General features: G+C 65.9%; 13 protein-coding genes. 8 read left to right on the plus strand and 5 right to left on the minus strand.

Going from position 1 to position 13,978, the window contains the following annotated elements:
- Positions 1–25 precede the first annotated feature (25 nt).
- Entirely contained in the window at positions 26–880 is an 855-nt protein-coding gene (locus CWS35_RS10595; protein WP_100951862.1) for an alpha/beta fold hydrolase, read from the minus strand.
- A 33-nt stretch (positions 881–913) separates the two neighbouring features.
- The gene (locus tag CWS35_RS10600; RefSeq protein WP_100951863.1) at positions 914–1,618 is read right to left on the minus strand and encodes an alpha/beta fold hydrolase; all 705 of its coding nucleotides are present in this window, start codon (positions 1,616–1,618) and stop codon (positions 914–916) included.
- Between the two features lie 156 nt (positions 1,619–1,774).
- On the opposite strand from CWS35_RS10600, the gene CWS35_RS10605 reads away from it, so the two are divergent.
- The 7 genes from CWS35_RS10605 (at position 1,775) to CWS35_RS10635 (ending at position 9,187) form a co-directional block, all read left to right on the plus strand.
- Entirely contained in the window at positions 1,775–2,374 is a 600-nt protein-coding gene (locus CWS35_RS10605) for an ABATE domain-containing protein (protein ID WP_100951864.1), read from the plus strand.
- A 28-nt stretch (positions 2,375–2,402) separates the two neighbouring features.
- Positions 2,403–3,086, plus strand: a complete 684-nt coding sequence (locus CWS35_RS10610; RefSeq protein WP_100951865.1) for a haloacid dehalogenase type II — start codon at positions 2,403–2,405, stop codon at positions 3,084–3,086.
- Positions 3,087–3,274: 188 nt separating this feature from the next.
- Complete coding sequence (locus tag CWS35_RS10615; protein ID WP_100951866.1) at positions 3,275–3,634, plus strand: hypothetical protein; 360 nt, start codon at positions 3,275–3,277, stop codon at positions 3,632–3,634.
- A gap of 154 nt (positions 3,635–3,788) precedes the next feature.
- Positions 3,789–5,243: a phenylacetate--CoA ligase family protein gene (locus CWS35_RS10620; RefSeq protein ID WP_157817110.1), complete on the plus strand. Its 1,455-nt coding sequence runs from the start codon at positions 3,789–3,791 to the stop codon at positions 5,241–5,243.
- A 23-nt stretch (positions 5,244–5,266) separates the two neighbouring features.
- On the plus strand, positions 5,267–6,064 hold the full coding sequence (locus CWS35_RS10625; protein ID WP_100951868.1) for an ABC transporter permease: 798 nt from the start codon (positions 5,267–5,269) through the stop codon (positions 6,062–6,064).
- A 12-nt stretch (positions 6,065–6,076) separates the two neighbouring features.
- A complete protein-coding gene (locus CWS35_RS10630; protein ID WP_100951869.1) occupies positions 6,077–6,904 on the plus strand; it encodes an ABC transporter ATP-binding protein in 828 nt (275 codons plus the stop codon).
- Positions 6,905–7,147: 243 nt separating this feature from the next.
- Positions 7,148–9,187, plus strand: coding sequence for a DEAD/DEAH box helicase (locus CWS35_RS10635; RefSeq protein WP_100951870.1), 2,040 nt, complete (start codon positions 7,148–7,150; stop codon positions 9,185–9,187).
- A gap of 116 nt (positions 9,188–9,303) precedes the next feature.
- Here CWS35_RS10635 and CWS35_RS10640 read toward each other — a convergent pair whose 3' ends face one another.
- Positions 9,304–10,260 (minus strand): hydrogen peroxide-inducible genes activator, encoded by a 957-nt coding sequence (locus CWS35_RS10640; RefSeq protein WP_100951871.1) that lies wholly within the window; start codon positions 10,258–10,260, stop codon positions 9,304–9,306.
- A 118-nt stretch (positions 10,261–10,378) separates the two neighbouring features.
- Between CWS35_RS10640 and katG the strand changes: the two genes are divergently transcribed.
- Positions 10,379–12,544: a catalase/peroxidase HPI gene (gene katG, locus CWS35_RS10645; RefSeq protein WP_100951872.1), complete on the plus strand. Its 2,166-nt coding sequence runs from the start codon at positions 10,379–10,381 to the stop codon at positions 12,542–12,544.
- A 99-nt stretch (positions 12,545–12,643) separates the two neighbouring features.
- Here katG and CWS35_RS10650 read toward each other — a convergent pair whose 3' ends face one another.
- Entirely contained in the window at positions 12,644–12,844 is a 201-nt protein-coding gene (locus CWS35_RS10650; protein WP_024579058.1) for a hypothetical protein, read from the minus strand.
- 119 nt (positions 12,845–12,963) lie between these two features.
- On the minus strand, positions 12,964–13,974 hold the full coding sequence (locus tag CWS35_RS10655) for an aldo/keto reductase (RefSeq protein WP_100951873.1): 1,011 nt from the start codon (positions 13,972–13,974) through the stop codon (positions 12,964–12,966).
- Between the last annotated feature and the right edge of the window lie 4 nt (positions 13,975–13,978).

The following is a 13,978-nucleotide window of genomic DNA, read 5'->3' on the forward strand; positions in this document are numbered from 1 at the left end:
CCGCCCGTATTTTGCGCGTTCGGGATTAGCGGCTCAGGAAGTCACGGATGTTGCGCGCGATCTCGGTGGCATGCGTCTCCAGCGCGAAATGGCCGGTGTCGAAGAACTGCACGACCGCCTTCGGATTGTCGCGCCTGAACGCCTCTGCGCCCGGCGGCAGGAAGAACGGATCGTTCTTGCCCCACACCGCGAGGAACGGCGGCTGATGGGTGCGGAAGTAATTCTGGAAGGTCGGATACAGCGCGACGTTGCTCTTGTAGTCGCCGAACAGGTCGAGCTGCACGTCATGCGCGCCGGGGCGTGCCATGTAGTAATTGTCCAGGTTCTGTCCGTCGGGTGAGACCGCCTCCGGATCGGTCGTGCCATGGGTGTACTGCCAGCGCGTGGTCTCCGGCGTCAGGAAGGCGCGCAGCGCGTCGCGGTTCGCCGGTGACGGGTCCTGCCAATAGGCCTTGATCGGAGTCCAGTCATCGCTCAGTCCCTCTTCATAGGCGTTGCCGTTCTGCGAGATGATGGCGGTGATCCGCTCCGGATGCTTGACCGCGAGGCGGAAGCCGGTCGGCGCGCCATAGTCGAACACATAGACCGCGAAGCGATCGAAGCCGATCACCTCGGTAAAGCGATCGATCACGGCGGCGATGTTGTCGAATGTGTAAGCGAACTTGTCGCGCGCAGGCATGTCGGACTGGCCGAAGCCGGGCAGATCAGGCGCCACGATGTGGAATCTGTCGGCGAGAAGCGGGATCAGATCGCGGAACATGTGTCCCGCGCTCGGGAAGCCGTGCAGCAGCAGCAGCTTTGGCGCGCCTGACGATCCGGCTTCGCGATAGGACACCTTGAAGCCGTCGACATCGGCGGTGCGATACTTGATCTCGGACATTTGTCGCTCCTTATGGTCGTCATCGGTGAGGGGTTAGGATCTGGTCTGCCCGGCAACGGCGCTGATCGCTTCCCGGACGATGGCCGTGACCAGCGCCGGCGCGGTGACGATCGGGGTGTGATCGACGGCATGTGAACGCACGGCCGCTTGCATGCGCGCCGCCATGACGCGCTGCATCTCGGGCACGATCATCCGGTCTTCCTCGGCAACCAGGAACCAGTTCGGGACGTCCTTCCAAAGCGGGCGCCCGACCGGCGCGGTGATGCAGGCCGGCGAGATCGGCCGCTGCACGGCGGCCAGCACCGCGAGATCCTCCGTTCGCGCGCCTTGCGCGAAGGCCGACGCGAAGGCGGACTCGGGCAGCCAGATCAGGCCGTTGCCGTCGGGCGCGAGTTTCGGTGCGAACGGGTGCGGCGGCAGGCCGTAGAACACGTCGGCAACGGTTTCGCCCTCGTCCGGCGCCAACGCCGCGACATAGACCAGCGCCTTGACGCGCGGCGAGCGGGTCTCGGCGATCACGGCGCCGGCATAGGCATGGCCCGCCAGCACCACCGCTCCCTCGACCCGCTCGAGCGTGCGGTTCAATGCGGCGACGTCATCTGCGAGCGAGGTCAGCGGCAGCGGCGCCGCCACCGCCTTGATGCCCTCGGCATCGAGCGCCGTGATCACCCGCGCCCAGCTCGAACCATCCGCCCAGGCGCCATGGGCAAGCACCACGCTGACATCCCTGATCGACATCGTCCGCTCCTCTGGTGGTAACCTTTAAAAAGCCATTTGACAGGTTATGACGCTTATGATCCACTGTTCGTAACTTGTCAACAGGCTTCAGTCAGGTTATTCGAGAGGCTCGAAAAGCCGCCAGGAGGCATCCCCGTGCAATCCCATCCGCCCGCGATGTTCATCGCCGACAGCCTGGGCCTCGATTTCATCAATTCGATCGCGACCCCGGTCGATACGCCGTTCGACTGGATCGCCGATGGTGATGGCCTGTTGCGTTGGCTCGCGCAGGCGAAGCTGGCGCCGCCGGACGTGCTCGACGCGCTCAAGGCCCGCGCGAAGCCGGGCGAACTCGATCACGTCGCCGGCCAGGCCCGCGATTTGCGCGAATGGTTCCGCGGCTTCGTGCGCAAGCATATGGGCAAGCCGCTGACGCCGCGGGCGCTGAAGGAGTTGGAGGCGTTGAACCGGCTGCTCGAAAGCGACGAGGGCACCAGCCGCATCGTCCTGCATCATGACGATGGTGATGCGTTCGCATTGCAGCGGACGCGGCGCTGGCGCTCGGCCGGCTCATTGCTGCTGCCGATCGGCGAGGCGATGGCGAGGGTAGTTTGCGAGGAGAGCTTCTCCGACATCAAGGCGTGTGAAGGCCCGGCGTGCACGCTGATGTTCGCCGATCACACGCGGGCGCGGGCGCGCCGCTGGTGCAGCATGGCGGTGTGCGGCAACCGCGCCAAGCAGGCGGCGCATCGCAGCCGGATCAAGGACAGGGGCTAACAACAACCCAACCAACAGGAGGCCAGACATGGCGCTTCCTCTGATTGTGTTCGACGTCAACGAGACCCTGCTCGACCTCGAGACCATGGAGCCGGTGTTCGCGCGCATCTTCGACGACAAGGGCGCGATGCGGCTGTGGTTTTCGAACTTCATCATGTATTCCGCCGCGCTCACGGTGGCCGGCTGCTACGTGCCCTTCACCGAGATCGGCGCCGCGGTCATGAAGATGCTGGCCGATACCCGCGGGATCAGCATCGACGACAACGACAAGAAGGAGCTGACCGAGAAATTCTCCACCATGCCGCCGCACGCGGATGTGCCGGCGGCGCTGCGCAAGCTGCGCGCGGCGGGCTTCCGGCTGTTCACGCTGACCGACAATCTGCTCGAGGTGCAGACCCGCCAGTTGACCCACGGTGGCATCGTCGACCTGTTCGAGCGGCGCTTTTCCGCGGACGGCGTCAAGCACCACAAGCCGTCGCGGCAGGCCTATGGCTATGTCGAGAAGGAGCTCGGGGCCGGGCCCGCAGATTTCTGCCTGATCGCCTGTCACACCTGGGATACGCTCGGTGCGGTGGCCGCCGGCTGGGAGGCCGCGCTGATCAAGCGTCCCGGCAATGATGTGCTCGGCGTCGGGCCACAGCCGCAAATGGTCGGCAATGATCTCGACGATGTCGCCGATCAGCTGATCCGCCGCCATGGCGCGAAAGGGTAACGGCCGCTGACGGATCGGGCGACCGAGCGGAACTCAACGCCCACCGGGCCCGATCGCTCGGAAGCGCATAAAACCGGAATGAATTCCATAGCGCTTCTCAACCATGCCCCTTGAGCCTTCCTCAACTTCCGCGGCCGATGCTGCCCGCGCGGCAGGAAATCGAGACGGGATCGACAAGGAGCTTGAGCATGCCGGCCAAGGCACGAACGACCGGACGAGCGACCGCGACCAACGCCACCGCGCAGGCGCGCGAGGATATTTTGAACGCGCGCGCCATCAGCACGCTGGGCGCCGGTGTCGTCAGCGCGATGAGTGCGGTCGGCGCCGCGGTCATCAAGAAGAACAAGGCCGCGCTCGACAAGAACCCGGACTGGTTCTGGCATATGTTCGCGAAATGCGAAGCCAAGGCGGCGCGCATCGCCGAGCAGGCCGCGCGCGATCCGCAAGGCTGCGGCGATGCGACCTTCATCGAGGCCTACGCCGGGCAATTGCCGAAGCTGATGATGGCCGCGCTGGAGAGCCGCGACAAGGCGCTCAAGGCGAAGTGATCCTGCGCAGATAAACAGCTTCCGCGTCTGTCGAACCGGCGCGTGCTGCGACGAGGTGCGGCTGCGTGTGACCGGTGTCACGGCACTGGCAAGCGCCGCGGGCCATTGATGGCGCCATGAACGGGCGGTCGTCCCGTCAATCATGGAGCTGAAGATGACGTCCACCCTTGCGATCAGCACTGCCGATGACAGCCTTGCTCTGGTGCCGGAGCACGACCAGGCCGCCGCGTCGCTCGTTCCCGCAGCGCCCCCGCAGCGCCAGTTCTGGGAGACCGAGCACACCCGTCCGGACTTCCAGCCATCGGATGATGCGGCGCCCGAGCTGGTCGCCGCGACCGCGAACTATCTCGGCGAATGCATGCGGCATCCCTATCTGCCGGTGTCGGAAATCCGCGCGCGACAGTTCGCCCGCATCAAGGAGCTGGTCGAGCTCGCCTATCGCGACATTCCAGTATACCGCGCCAAGTATGATGCCGCCGGCTTCAAGCCCGCGCATCTGCGCGATTATGACGACATCCAGAAGATCCCCGTGATCACCAAGCCGGAGCTGGTCGCCGCCTTCCCGGACCAGTGCGTCAACAAGGCGTACAAGCCGGAAAACCTGTTTCCGACCCGCTCATCCGGCTCGTCCGGCCAGACGCTCTTGATCCGCGTCGACTATGATGCCGTCATCACCGACACCATCCAGGGCGTGCGCCAGTTCGCGATGCAGAGCAGCGGCAATTACCGCGCCGAGGACCTGCTCGCCCATGTCTACACCGTGCCGTGGTGGTTCGATTCGATCGGCGGCGATTATCCGACCGCGTTCATCTCGAACCTGATCCCGCCGGCGCGCGTCGCCCAGCATCTGCGCTATCTCGGGCCGAAGATCCTGTCGCTGTATCCGTCGAGTCTCGACGCGCTGATGCCGCATGTCGACGAGTTCCGCTCTTCGCTCAATCTCGCGGTGACGCATTCGGAATACTCCTCGCGTGCCGCGCGCGCGGAATGGTCGCGCCAGCTCGGCGTCCCCGTGCTCGACGAATATTCCTCCGAGGAGGCCACGCGCATCGCGCTCGAAATGCCTGGCGGCCAGTATCACGTCTGCGAGGACACCGTGCATCTCGACGTGCTCGATCCCGTCACGATGCAGCCGCAGGCGCCCGGCCAGTCCGGCATCGCCGTGATCACCAACCTGCTCAACGAGGCGATGCCGTTCATCCGCTACGTGCAGGGCGACTACATCACCCAGCCGGCCAATCCGGCGCCGTCGGACATCAACTGGTCGCAGATCGCCAGCATCGACGGCCGCCTCAACGACGCCTTCGTCAATCGCGACGGCCGCAAGGTGCCGGCCGGCAGCATCCTGGATGCGACCTATCGCTGGATGTTCGACTGCAACCTGCATCTGGCGCAGTTCGAGATCGTGCAGCGCCGCGTCGACTTGGTCGAGGCCCGCGTCGTGCTCGGCCAGGACACGCCGATGGCGCGGCTGCGCGGCTCGGTCGCGCATCTCGAGGACCTGCTCGCGGCCTGCCTCGAGCATCCGGTGCGGGTACAGGCCAACGCGTTGCTGGCGTTTCCGCCCAAGGTCGGCAAGCGCCGCCCGATCCGCCGCGAGTTCGATTGATAACGGCGATAGAGGTGCGCGCCATGACCCAGTCGCTGAACCGCATCGCCGCCATGACGGCGCGCTATTACTACATCCTGCGCTCGTCATGGCTCCGGCTGCTGGAGATCGTCTATTGGCCGGCGATGCAGATGCTGGTGTGGGGGTTCCTCTACACCTACCTCTATGACAGCAAGTCGGCGATGGCCTCCACCGCCGGCCTCTTGCTCGGCGCCGTCCTGCTCTGGGACGTGCTGTTTCGCGGCCAGCTCGGCTTCACCTTCACCTTCCTGGAGGAGATCTGGTCGCGCAACCTCGCCAATCTCATGATGAGCCCGTTGCAGCCGTTCGAGCTCGCGGCCTCGCTGATGCTGATGAGCCTGATCCGGCTGGTGATCGGCACGTTGCCGGTGCTGCTGCTGACCTTCGTGCTGTTCGGCTTCAACGTCTTCGCGATGGGGCCGGGGTTGCTCGCCTTCTTCCTCAACCTGGTGCTGACCAGCTGGGCGATCGGGCTCGTGGTCGCCGGCCTCGTGATCCGCCAGGGCTTCGGCGCGGAGAGCCTGGCCTATTCGATCATGATCGTGCTGCTGCCGCTGTGCTGCGTCTATTATCCGGTTGCGGCGCTGCCGCTCTGGCTGCATCCGGTCGCCTGGTCGCTGACGCCGACCTATGTGTTCGAGGGCATGCGCGCGGTGCTGCGCGACGGCAGCTTGCGCGCTGATCTGATGCTCGAATGCCTCGCGCTCAATGCCGTCTATCTCGGCGTGGGCTTCACCACATTCGTCGCCCTGTTGCAAAGCGCCCGCCACAAGGGCGGCCTGCTCACCATGGGCGAGTAAGGGGAGATAAAGATGAGCCGTATCGAACGCTTCCTGCCGCGTAGGCATCTGACATCCGTGTCGGCAAGCACCACGCCGGTCGAGACCAATGCGCCCGTTCGGCTCGACATCGCCGACGCGCCGGCCATCGCGGTCGAGAACCTCTGCAAGCAGTTCCGCAGCCATTGGGCCGTGGATGATGTGAACTTCATCGTGCCGAAGGGCTGGACCGTCGGCCTGCTCGGCGGCAACGGCGCCGGCAAGACCACCACCATCGCGATGATCATGGGTCTCGTGATCCCGAGCTTCGGCCGCGCCATGGTGCTCGGCCATGACATGGCGATCGAGCGTCACAAGGTGCTCAGCCGGATGAATTTCGAAAGTCCCTATGTCGCCTTGCCGGGGCGGCTCACGGTGCGGCAGAACCTCATTGTGTTCGGGCGACTGTACGGCGTTGCCGACCTCGAGGCGCGGATCGACGAACTGGTTGAGGATTTCGAGCTCGGTGACGTGCTCGACCGCGCCACCGGGCGGCTGTCGGCGGGCCAGAAGACCCGTGTCGCGGTGGCGAAGGCGCTGATCAACGATCCGGACGTGCTGCTGCTCGACGAGCCGACCGCGTCGCTCGATCCCGACCGCGCCGAATGGGTGCGCAGCCGGCTGCGCGGCTATCAGAAGCGTCGCGGCGCCACCATCCTGCTGTCCTCGCACAACATGACCGAGGTCGAGCAGCTCTGTGACTTCGTCGTGATCATGAGCCACGGCCGCGTCGTCGCGATGGGGTGTCCGCAGGAGCTCGCGGAGCGCTTCAAGTGCCGCGACCTCGACGAGGTCTTCATCCATCTGGCGCGGGTCGCCTGAGGGCGGCCGGTCGGTCCCCGAACCCTCGGCCGGATTGCTGGACCGGACCGCCCCTGGGTAGGCCCCAATCGGGCAGCCGGGTTGGTCCGCGCACCATCTTTCTGCCATCGAGGCATGGCGATTTGGTTGTTCTTGGCGTAAAGCACCCCAAATCGTCATGCGGCCGTGCCGCCTGCCGGGTACGCAGCTTCAGGTCGTCCCGCTCGACGTTCCGCGCCCGGACCAATCAAGGTTTCCCATCTCGTGCCCTTTCCGACCACAAGTTCGCCGCTCGCCCGCGCCTTGGCTGAGCGCAACTATGAACAACCGACCCCCGTCCAGCTCGCCGTGCTCGCCGACGACGCCGTCGGCCGCGACCTGCTGGTTTCCGCCCAGACCGGCTCAGGCAAGACCGTTGCCTACGGTCTGGCCATGGCAAAGGACCTGCTCGGCGACGCCGAGCGGTTCGAGCCGGCCGCCGCACCACTGGCCCTGATCGTCGCGCCGACGCGCGAGCTCGCCTTGCAGGTTCAGCGTGAGCTGGCCTGGCTTTACGAGCATGCCGACGGCCGCGTCGTCTCCTGCGTCGGCGGCATGGATCCGCGCCGCGAGCAGCGCGAGCTGGCTGATGGCGCCCACATCGTGGTCGGGACGCCCGGCCGGCTGTGCGACCATTTGCGGCGCGGCCGGCTCGACATTTCGGGATTGCGGGTCGTCGTGCTCGACGAGGCCGACGAGATGCTCAATCTCGGCTTCCGCGAGGACATGGAGTTCATCCTCGAAACCACGCCGGACAGCCGGCGCACCCTGCTGTTCTCGGCGACGTTTCCGCGCGGCATCGTCGCGCTTGCCAAGCAGTATCAGCAGCAGGCGTTCCGCATCGAGGTCGCCGGCGACGAAGGCGGCCATGCCGACATCGAGTACCGCGCCATCCGGGTCGCCGCCGACGATGTCGAGCACGCGGTCGTCAACATCCTGCGCTTCCATGAGGCGCCGAGCGCGCTGGTGTTCTGCAACACCCGCGAAGCGGTCAGGCATTTGCAGGCGGCGCTGCTGGAGCGCGGCTTCTCGGTGGCCGCGTTGTCCGGTGAAATGACCCAGAACGAGCGGACCCAGGCGTTGCAGGCCTTGCGCGACGGACGCTCCAGGGTGTGCGTTGCGACCGACGTCGCGGCGCGCGGCATCGACCTGCCGAGCCTCGATCTCGTCATTCATGCCGACCTGCCGAAAGACCCTGAGGTGATGCAGCATCGCTCGGGCCGTACCGGCCGTGCCGGCCGCAAGGGCGTCAGCATCCTGCTGGTGCCCCCGGCGCGACGGCGGCGCGCGGAATTGCTGCTCGATCTCGCCGGTATCGATGTGGTCTGGGGTACCGCGCCGCAGCCCGATGAAATCCGCAAGCTCGACCACGATCGCCTGTTGCAGGATGCAGTGTTTTCCGAGGAGGCGACATCGGACGATCTGGCCCTCGCGCAGGCCCTGCTCGCCGAGCGGTCACCCGAGGCGATCGCCTCGGCGCTGGCCCGGCTCTACCGCGCGCGGCTGCCTGCGCCGGAAGACATCCTCGATCCCGGCGAGGGACGGGGCCGCGACCGCGGCGAGCGGGCGTCGCGCCGCGATGATCGCGCCGCCGGGCCGCGCGCGAAGACCGGCAAGTCTCCACGTCATGGCATGGAGGAAGCCACGGTCTGGTTCCGGGCCGCGATCGGGCGCCGCAAGAATGCCGAGGCGCGCTGGCTGCTGCCGATGATCTGCCGCCGTGGCGGCATCGACAAGCGTGACATCGGCGCCATCAAGATCATGGATACCACCACCGAGTTCGAGATCGCGGCGCGGGTCGCCGACTCCTTCGCGGTCAAGATCAAGCGTCCGGACAAGGAAGACAGCATCCGGATCGAGCCGCTGGCCGATGCCCCGAAGGCGCAGGCGTCCCCGGAAAAGCCGCCGCGCGGTTCATGGCGCGATGCGGACGAACCACGCCACAGCACGCCGCGCCGCGACGAGCGGCGGGACGATTCCGCAGCCAAGCGACGCGGCAAGCCGGACCGCGACGCGCGTGCGTTTGTGCGCGAAGCGGGCGGCGGTTCGCGCGACGAAGCAACATCAAGGCAGGACTCCCGGGCCGCATCCCGCTTCGATCGAAGCGAAAAGGGCTCCAAGCCGAAATTCGGCAGCGAACCCGGCTTCGGCAAGAAAAAGAAACATCGCGGCAAGTCCGGCCACGCCGGAGCCTCACAATGGCCGGAGGTGTCGGCCGGGAAGCCGAAATTCGGCAAGAAGCCAAAGAAGAAGCATCGCGGCTGAGCAGCCGCCGGCGCGGCATCGATCGCGCCTGTTGCCGGCGTCGGTCGAACCATCCTCACCGTCGTCCTGGCGATAGCCAGGACGACGGTCGTGACGGTGGCGTGCCGCCCGACCAATCACCCAACCTTCCGCCGCCCAGCGCGTTTTACCGGCTCCTTCGCACCATCCCGCTTCGGTGCGCGCAGTTCCTCGGCGGCGAGTGAGACCACTTCGGAGATCTGCTGGAGCTGCGAGGCGAGCGGAGAGGTCTTGCGCCAGACCATGCCGATGGTGCGCGAGGGCTGCGGGTGCTTGAAACGCGACACCGTGACCGGCGCGGAACGGGTCTCCACCGTCACCGCCATCTCGGGGATCAGGGTGACGCCGATGCCGGCGCCGACCATCTGCACCAGCGTCGACAGCGAGCTCGCGTCCAGCACCTCGCGCGGCGGCGAGGACTGCATGTTGCAGAACGACAGCGCCTGGTCGCGGAAGCAATGGCCTTCCTCGAGCAGCAGCAGCCGCATCTCGCGCAGCATCTCGGCGCTCGGCACCGGCGTGCTGGCATCCTCGCCCGGCCGCACCAGCAGGAAGTTCTCGGAGAACAGCGCGACCTCGGTCAGCGACGGTTCCGACACCGGCAACGCCACGATCGCGGTGTCGAGCCGGCCCTCGGCGACCTCCTTGATCAGCTTTGGTGTCAATGTCTCGCGGACGTGGATGTCGAGCTCGGGATGCAGCCGTGCCAGCGTCTCGATCACCTTCGGCAGCAGATATGGCGCGATCGTCGGGATCATGCCGACCCGCAGCCGCCCGGCGAGCTTGTCGCGCGAGGCGCGGGCGAAGTCGCCGAGCTCGTCGACCGAACGCAGGATGTCGCGCACGCGGCGCAGCAGCTCCTCGCCAAAACTGGTCAAGGTGACCTGCCGCGCGCTGCGTTCGATCAGCACCCCGCCGACCGCCTGTTCCATCTCGCGGATCTGCATCGACAGCGCCGGCTGCGAGATCGCGCAGGCATCCGCGGCACGTCCGAAATGGCCGTGCCGCGCCAGCGCATCGAAATACCTCAGTTGCCGGAGTGTGACGTTTATCATCAGATTATCTTATTGCCGCGATCATTAAAGTCAATTTCACCTGATGGATTGAGGCGCGTAGAATCGTTCTTGGAAGAGCTCCAGCACATTCCAGAATCCATCACCTCGGAGAAGAAACATGGACGCAAAAACCGACGAAGGCGCGGGCAAATGCCCATTTACGGGCGGGCCTGGCGGGCACACGAATCGTGACTGGTGGCCGGAATCGCTCGACGTTCAGGTGCTGCACCGGAACTCCAACCTGTCGGATCCGATGGGCCAGGGGTTCGACTACGCCAAGGAATTCAAGACCCTCGATCTCAATGCCGTGATCAAGGACCTCACCGCCCTGATGACGACGTCGCAGGAATGGTGGCCGGCTGATTTCGGCCATTACGGCGGCCTGATGATCCGGATGGCCTGGCATTCGGCGGGCACCTATCGCATCACCGACGGCCGCGGCGGCGCCGGTGCCGGTCAGCAGCGTTTCGCCCCGCTCAACAGTTGGCCCGACAACGCCAACCTCGACAAGGCGCGCCGGCTGCTGTGGCCGATCAAGCAGAAGTACGGCAAGAAGATCTCCTGGGCCGACCTCATGGTTCTCGCCGGCAACGTCGCGCTGGAATCGATGGGCTTCAAGACGTTCGGCTTCGCGGGTGGCCGCGCCGACGTCTGGGAACCGGAAGAACTGTATTGGGGTCCGGAGGGCACCTGGCTCGGCGACGAGCGTTATAGTGGCGAGCGCCAGCTCTCCGAGCCGCTCGGCGCGGTGCAGATGGGCCTGATCTACGTCAATCCGGAAGGTCCGAACGGCAACCCCGACCCGGTCGCTGCCGCAAAGGACATCCGCGAGACGTTCTTCCGCATGGCGATGAACGACGAGGAGACCGTCGCGCTGATCGCCGGCGGCCACACCTTCGGCAAGACCCACGGCGCGGGTGATCCGTCGCTGATCGGGCCGGAGCCGGAAGGCGGAGCGCTCGAGGAGCAGGGCCTGGGCTGGAAGAGCAAGCACGGCACCGGCATCGGCGCCGACGCGATCACGGGCGGCCCCGAGGTCACCTGGACCCAGACCCCCACCAAGTGGAGCAACCACTTCTTCGACAACCTGTTCAAGTATGAATGGGAGCTGACCAAGAGCCCCGCAGGCGCGAAGCAGTGGAAGGCCAAGGGCGCGACGGCCGATATTCCGGACGCGTTCGACTCGTCGAAGAAGCATGTCCCGACCATGCTGACGACCGACCTCTCGCTGCGCTTCGATCCGGCCTATGAGAAGATCTCGCGCCGGTTCTACGAGCATCCGGATCAGTTCGCGGACGCCTTCGCCCGCGCCTGGTTCAAGCTCACGCATCGCGACATGGGTCCGATCCAGCGCTATCTCGGCCCGCTGGTGCCGAAGGAGACGCTGATCTGGCAGGATCCGGTGCCGGCGCTCGATCATGCCGTGATCGACGACAAGGATATCGAGGCGCTCAAGGCGAAGATCCTCGCGTCGGGTCTCTCGGTGTCCGAACTGGTGTCGACCGCCTGGGCCTCGGCCTCCACCTTCCGCGGCTCCGACAAGCGCGGCGGCGCCAACGGTGCCCGCATCCGCCTTGCTCCGCAGAAGGACTGGGAGGTCAACGAGCCGGCACAGCTGAAGAGCGTGCTGACCAAGCTCGAAGCCATCCAGAAGGAGTTCGGCAAGAAGGTCTCGCTCGCCGACCTGATCGTGCTCGGCGGCGCGGCGGCGATCGAGAAGGCGGCGAAGGACGGCGGCACCAATGTGAAGGTCCCCTTCACGCCGGGCCGCACCGACGCGTCGCAGGATCAGACCGACGTCGATTCGTTCGCTCCGCTCGAGCCTCGGGCTGACGGCTTCCGCAACTACATCGGCGGCAAGCATCAGTTCATGAAGCCCGAGGAAGCACTGGTCGACCGTGCGCAACTCATGCGCTTGACCGGACCGGAGTTGACGGTCCTCGTCGGTGGCCTGCGCGTGCTTGGCGCCAACGCCAAGAAGTCGAAGCACGGCGTGTTCACCGGCAAGCCGGGGACGCTGACCAACGACTTCTTCCTCAACCTGCTCGACATGGGCACGGTGTGGAGCGATGCCGGCCAGGGCGTCTATGAGGGCCGCGACCGCAAGACCAAGGCGGTGAAGTGGACCGGCACCCGCGCCGACCTGATCTTCGGTTCGCACTCGCAGTTGCGCGCGTTCGCCGAAGTCTACGGCTCGTCGGACGCCAAGGAGCAGTTCGTGAAGGACTTCGTCGCGGCCTGGGCCAAGGTGATGAACGCCGATCGCTTCGACCTCGTGAAGTAAGCGGCGGACGGCAACAGACAGGACAGGGCGGTGCTTCGGCGCCGCCCTGTTTCATTTCAGCCATGCTGGTTGAAGAAGAAAGGCTTTCCGCGCTTCTGCTCAGTCGTGCAATTTCATATCGCGGATCATCTCGTCGAACTCAGCCTGGGTCGGCGCAGTCAACGCCATCTGCGGCGCGCTGTTGGTGGCATAGGGGACGTCGCACTGCGAGGCGTCGCGGCGGGGCTCGAGGATTGCCGTCAGGCTCGCCCAGCAGACGAACAGAGCCACGATCCAGTCCAGTAGGTTGGTCGCCGTCACGGCAGCACCGGCATCAGCATTGTCATGCGGCGATGGTGCAGCCGCCGCGTCCCTTGCGCAATTCGGAAGCTACGAAACGTAACTTCGGCGTAGCCGAGACGAGCACCGGAGCTGCGATGTTAATCGGTCCGGGCCCGCCGTCCGTCGATCGGATAGGCCGGATCGTTGAAGCCCGGCGTCGAGGGATGGCCTGACACGACGAGGCGGTCGATCAGGGCTTCGTCCTCGGCGGTGAAGCGATAGTCGAGCGCGCGGATGTAATCGTCCCATTGCGCCTCGGTACGGGGACCTGCGATCACCGCGCTGACGAACGACGAGTTGAGCACCCACGACACCGCGAATTGCCCGGCGGTGATGCCGCGGCTTTCGGCGTGGCGTTTGATCTCCTGCGCGAGTTGCAAGGATTCCGGCCGCCATTCGGTCTGCATCATGCGCTTGTCGTTGCGCCCCGCGCGGGTGTCCGCGGGCGGCGCGGCATCGGGCGCATATTTGCCGGTCAGCACGCCGCGCGCCAGCGGGCTGTAGGGCACGATGCCGAGGCCGTAATAGGCGCAGGCCGGGAAATGCTCGACCTCGGGCATCCGGTTCATCGCATTGTAATAAGGCTGGCTCGCGACCGGGCGGTCGATGCCGAGCCGATCGCAGATGTTGCAGATCTCGGCGACGCGCCAGGCGCGGTAGTTGGAGACGCCGAAATAGCGCACCTTGCCGGCGCGGATCAGGTCGCCCATCGCGCGCACCGTCTCGTCGAGCGGCGTCGCGTGATCTTCCTTGTGCAGATAGTAGACGTCGATGTGGTCGGTGCCGAGCCGCTTCAGGCTCGCGTCGGCGGCCTGCAACACCCAGCGCCGTGACAGCCCGCCATGGTTCGGATCATCGCCGATCGGATTGGCCAGCTTGGTTGCGAGCACCCAGTTCGAGCGATTGTTCGCGATGGCGCGGCCGACGACCTCCTCGGACTTGCCGCCATTATAGGCGTCGGCGCTGTCGATGAAGTTGATGCCGGCCTCGCGGGCCTTTGCCACGATGCGCGACGAGGTCGCCTCATCGGTCGGTCCGCCGAACATCATGGTGCCGAGGCAGATCGGCGAGACCTTGAGGCCGCTGCGGCCAAGCTGGCGGTATTGCATCGGG

This window comes from Bradyrhizobium sp. SK17 (assembly GCF_002831585.1).
Taxonomy (GTDB): domain Bacteria; phylum Pseudomonadota; class Alphaproteobacteria; order Rhizobiales; family Xanthobacteraceae; genus Bradyrhizobium.

Coding starts and splice junctions, on each gene's coding strand:
- CWS35_RS10595 (WP_100951862.1), bottom strand. CDS start 880: ATGTCCGAGATCAAGTATCGCACCGCCGATGTCGACGGCTTCAAGGTG.
- CWS35_RS10600 (WP_100951863.1), bottom strand. CDS start 1,618: ATGTCGATCAGGGATGTCAGCGTGGTGCTTGCCCATGGCGCCTGGGCG.
- CWS35_RS10605 (WP_100951864.1), top strand. CDS start 1,775: ATGTTCATCGCCGACAGCCTGGGCCTCGATTTCATCAATTCGATCGCG.
- CWS35_RS10610 (WP_100951865.1), top strand. CDS start 2,403: ATGGCGCTTCCTCTGATTGTGTTCGACGTCAACGAGACCCTGCTCGAC.
- CWS35_RS10615 (WP_100951866.1), top strand. CDS start 3,275: ATGCCGGCCAAGGCACGAACGACCGGACGAGCGACCGCGACCAACGCC.
- CWS35_RS10620 (WP_157817110.1), top strand. CDS start 3,789: ATGACGTCCACCCTTGCGATCAGCACTGCCGATGACAGCCTTGCTCTG.
- CWS35_RS10625 (WP_100951868.1), top strand. CDS start 5,267: ATGACCCAGTCGCTGAACCGCATCGCCGCCATGACGGCGCGCTATTAC.
- CWS35_RS10630 (WP_100951869.1), top strand. CDS start 6,077: ATGAGCCGTATCGAACGCTTCCTGCCGCGTAGGCATCTGACATCCGTG.
- CWS35_RS10640 (WP_100951871.1), bottom strand. CDS start 10,260: ATGATAAACGTCACACTCCGGCAACTGAGGTATTTCGATGCGCTGGCG.
- katG (WP_100951872.1), top strand. CDS start 10,379: ATGGACGCAAAAACCGACGAAGGCGCGGGCAAATGCCCATTTACGGGC.
- CWS35_RS10655 (WP_100951873.1), bottom strand. CDS start 13,974: ATGCAATACCGCCAGCTTGGCCGCAGCGGCCTCAAGGTCTCGCCGATC.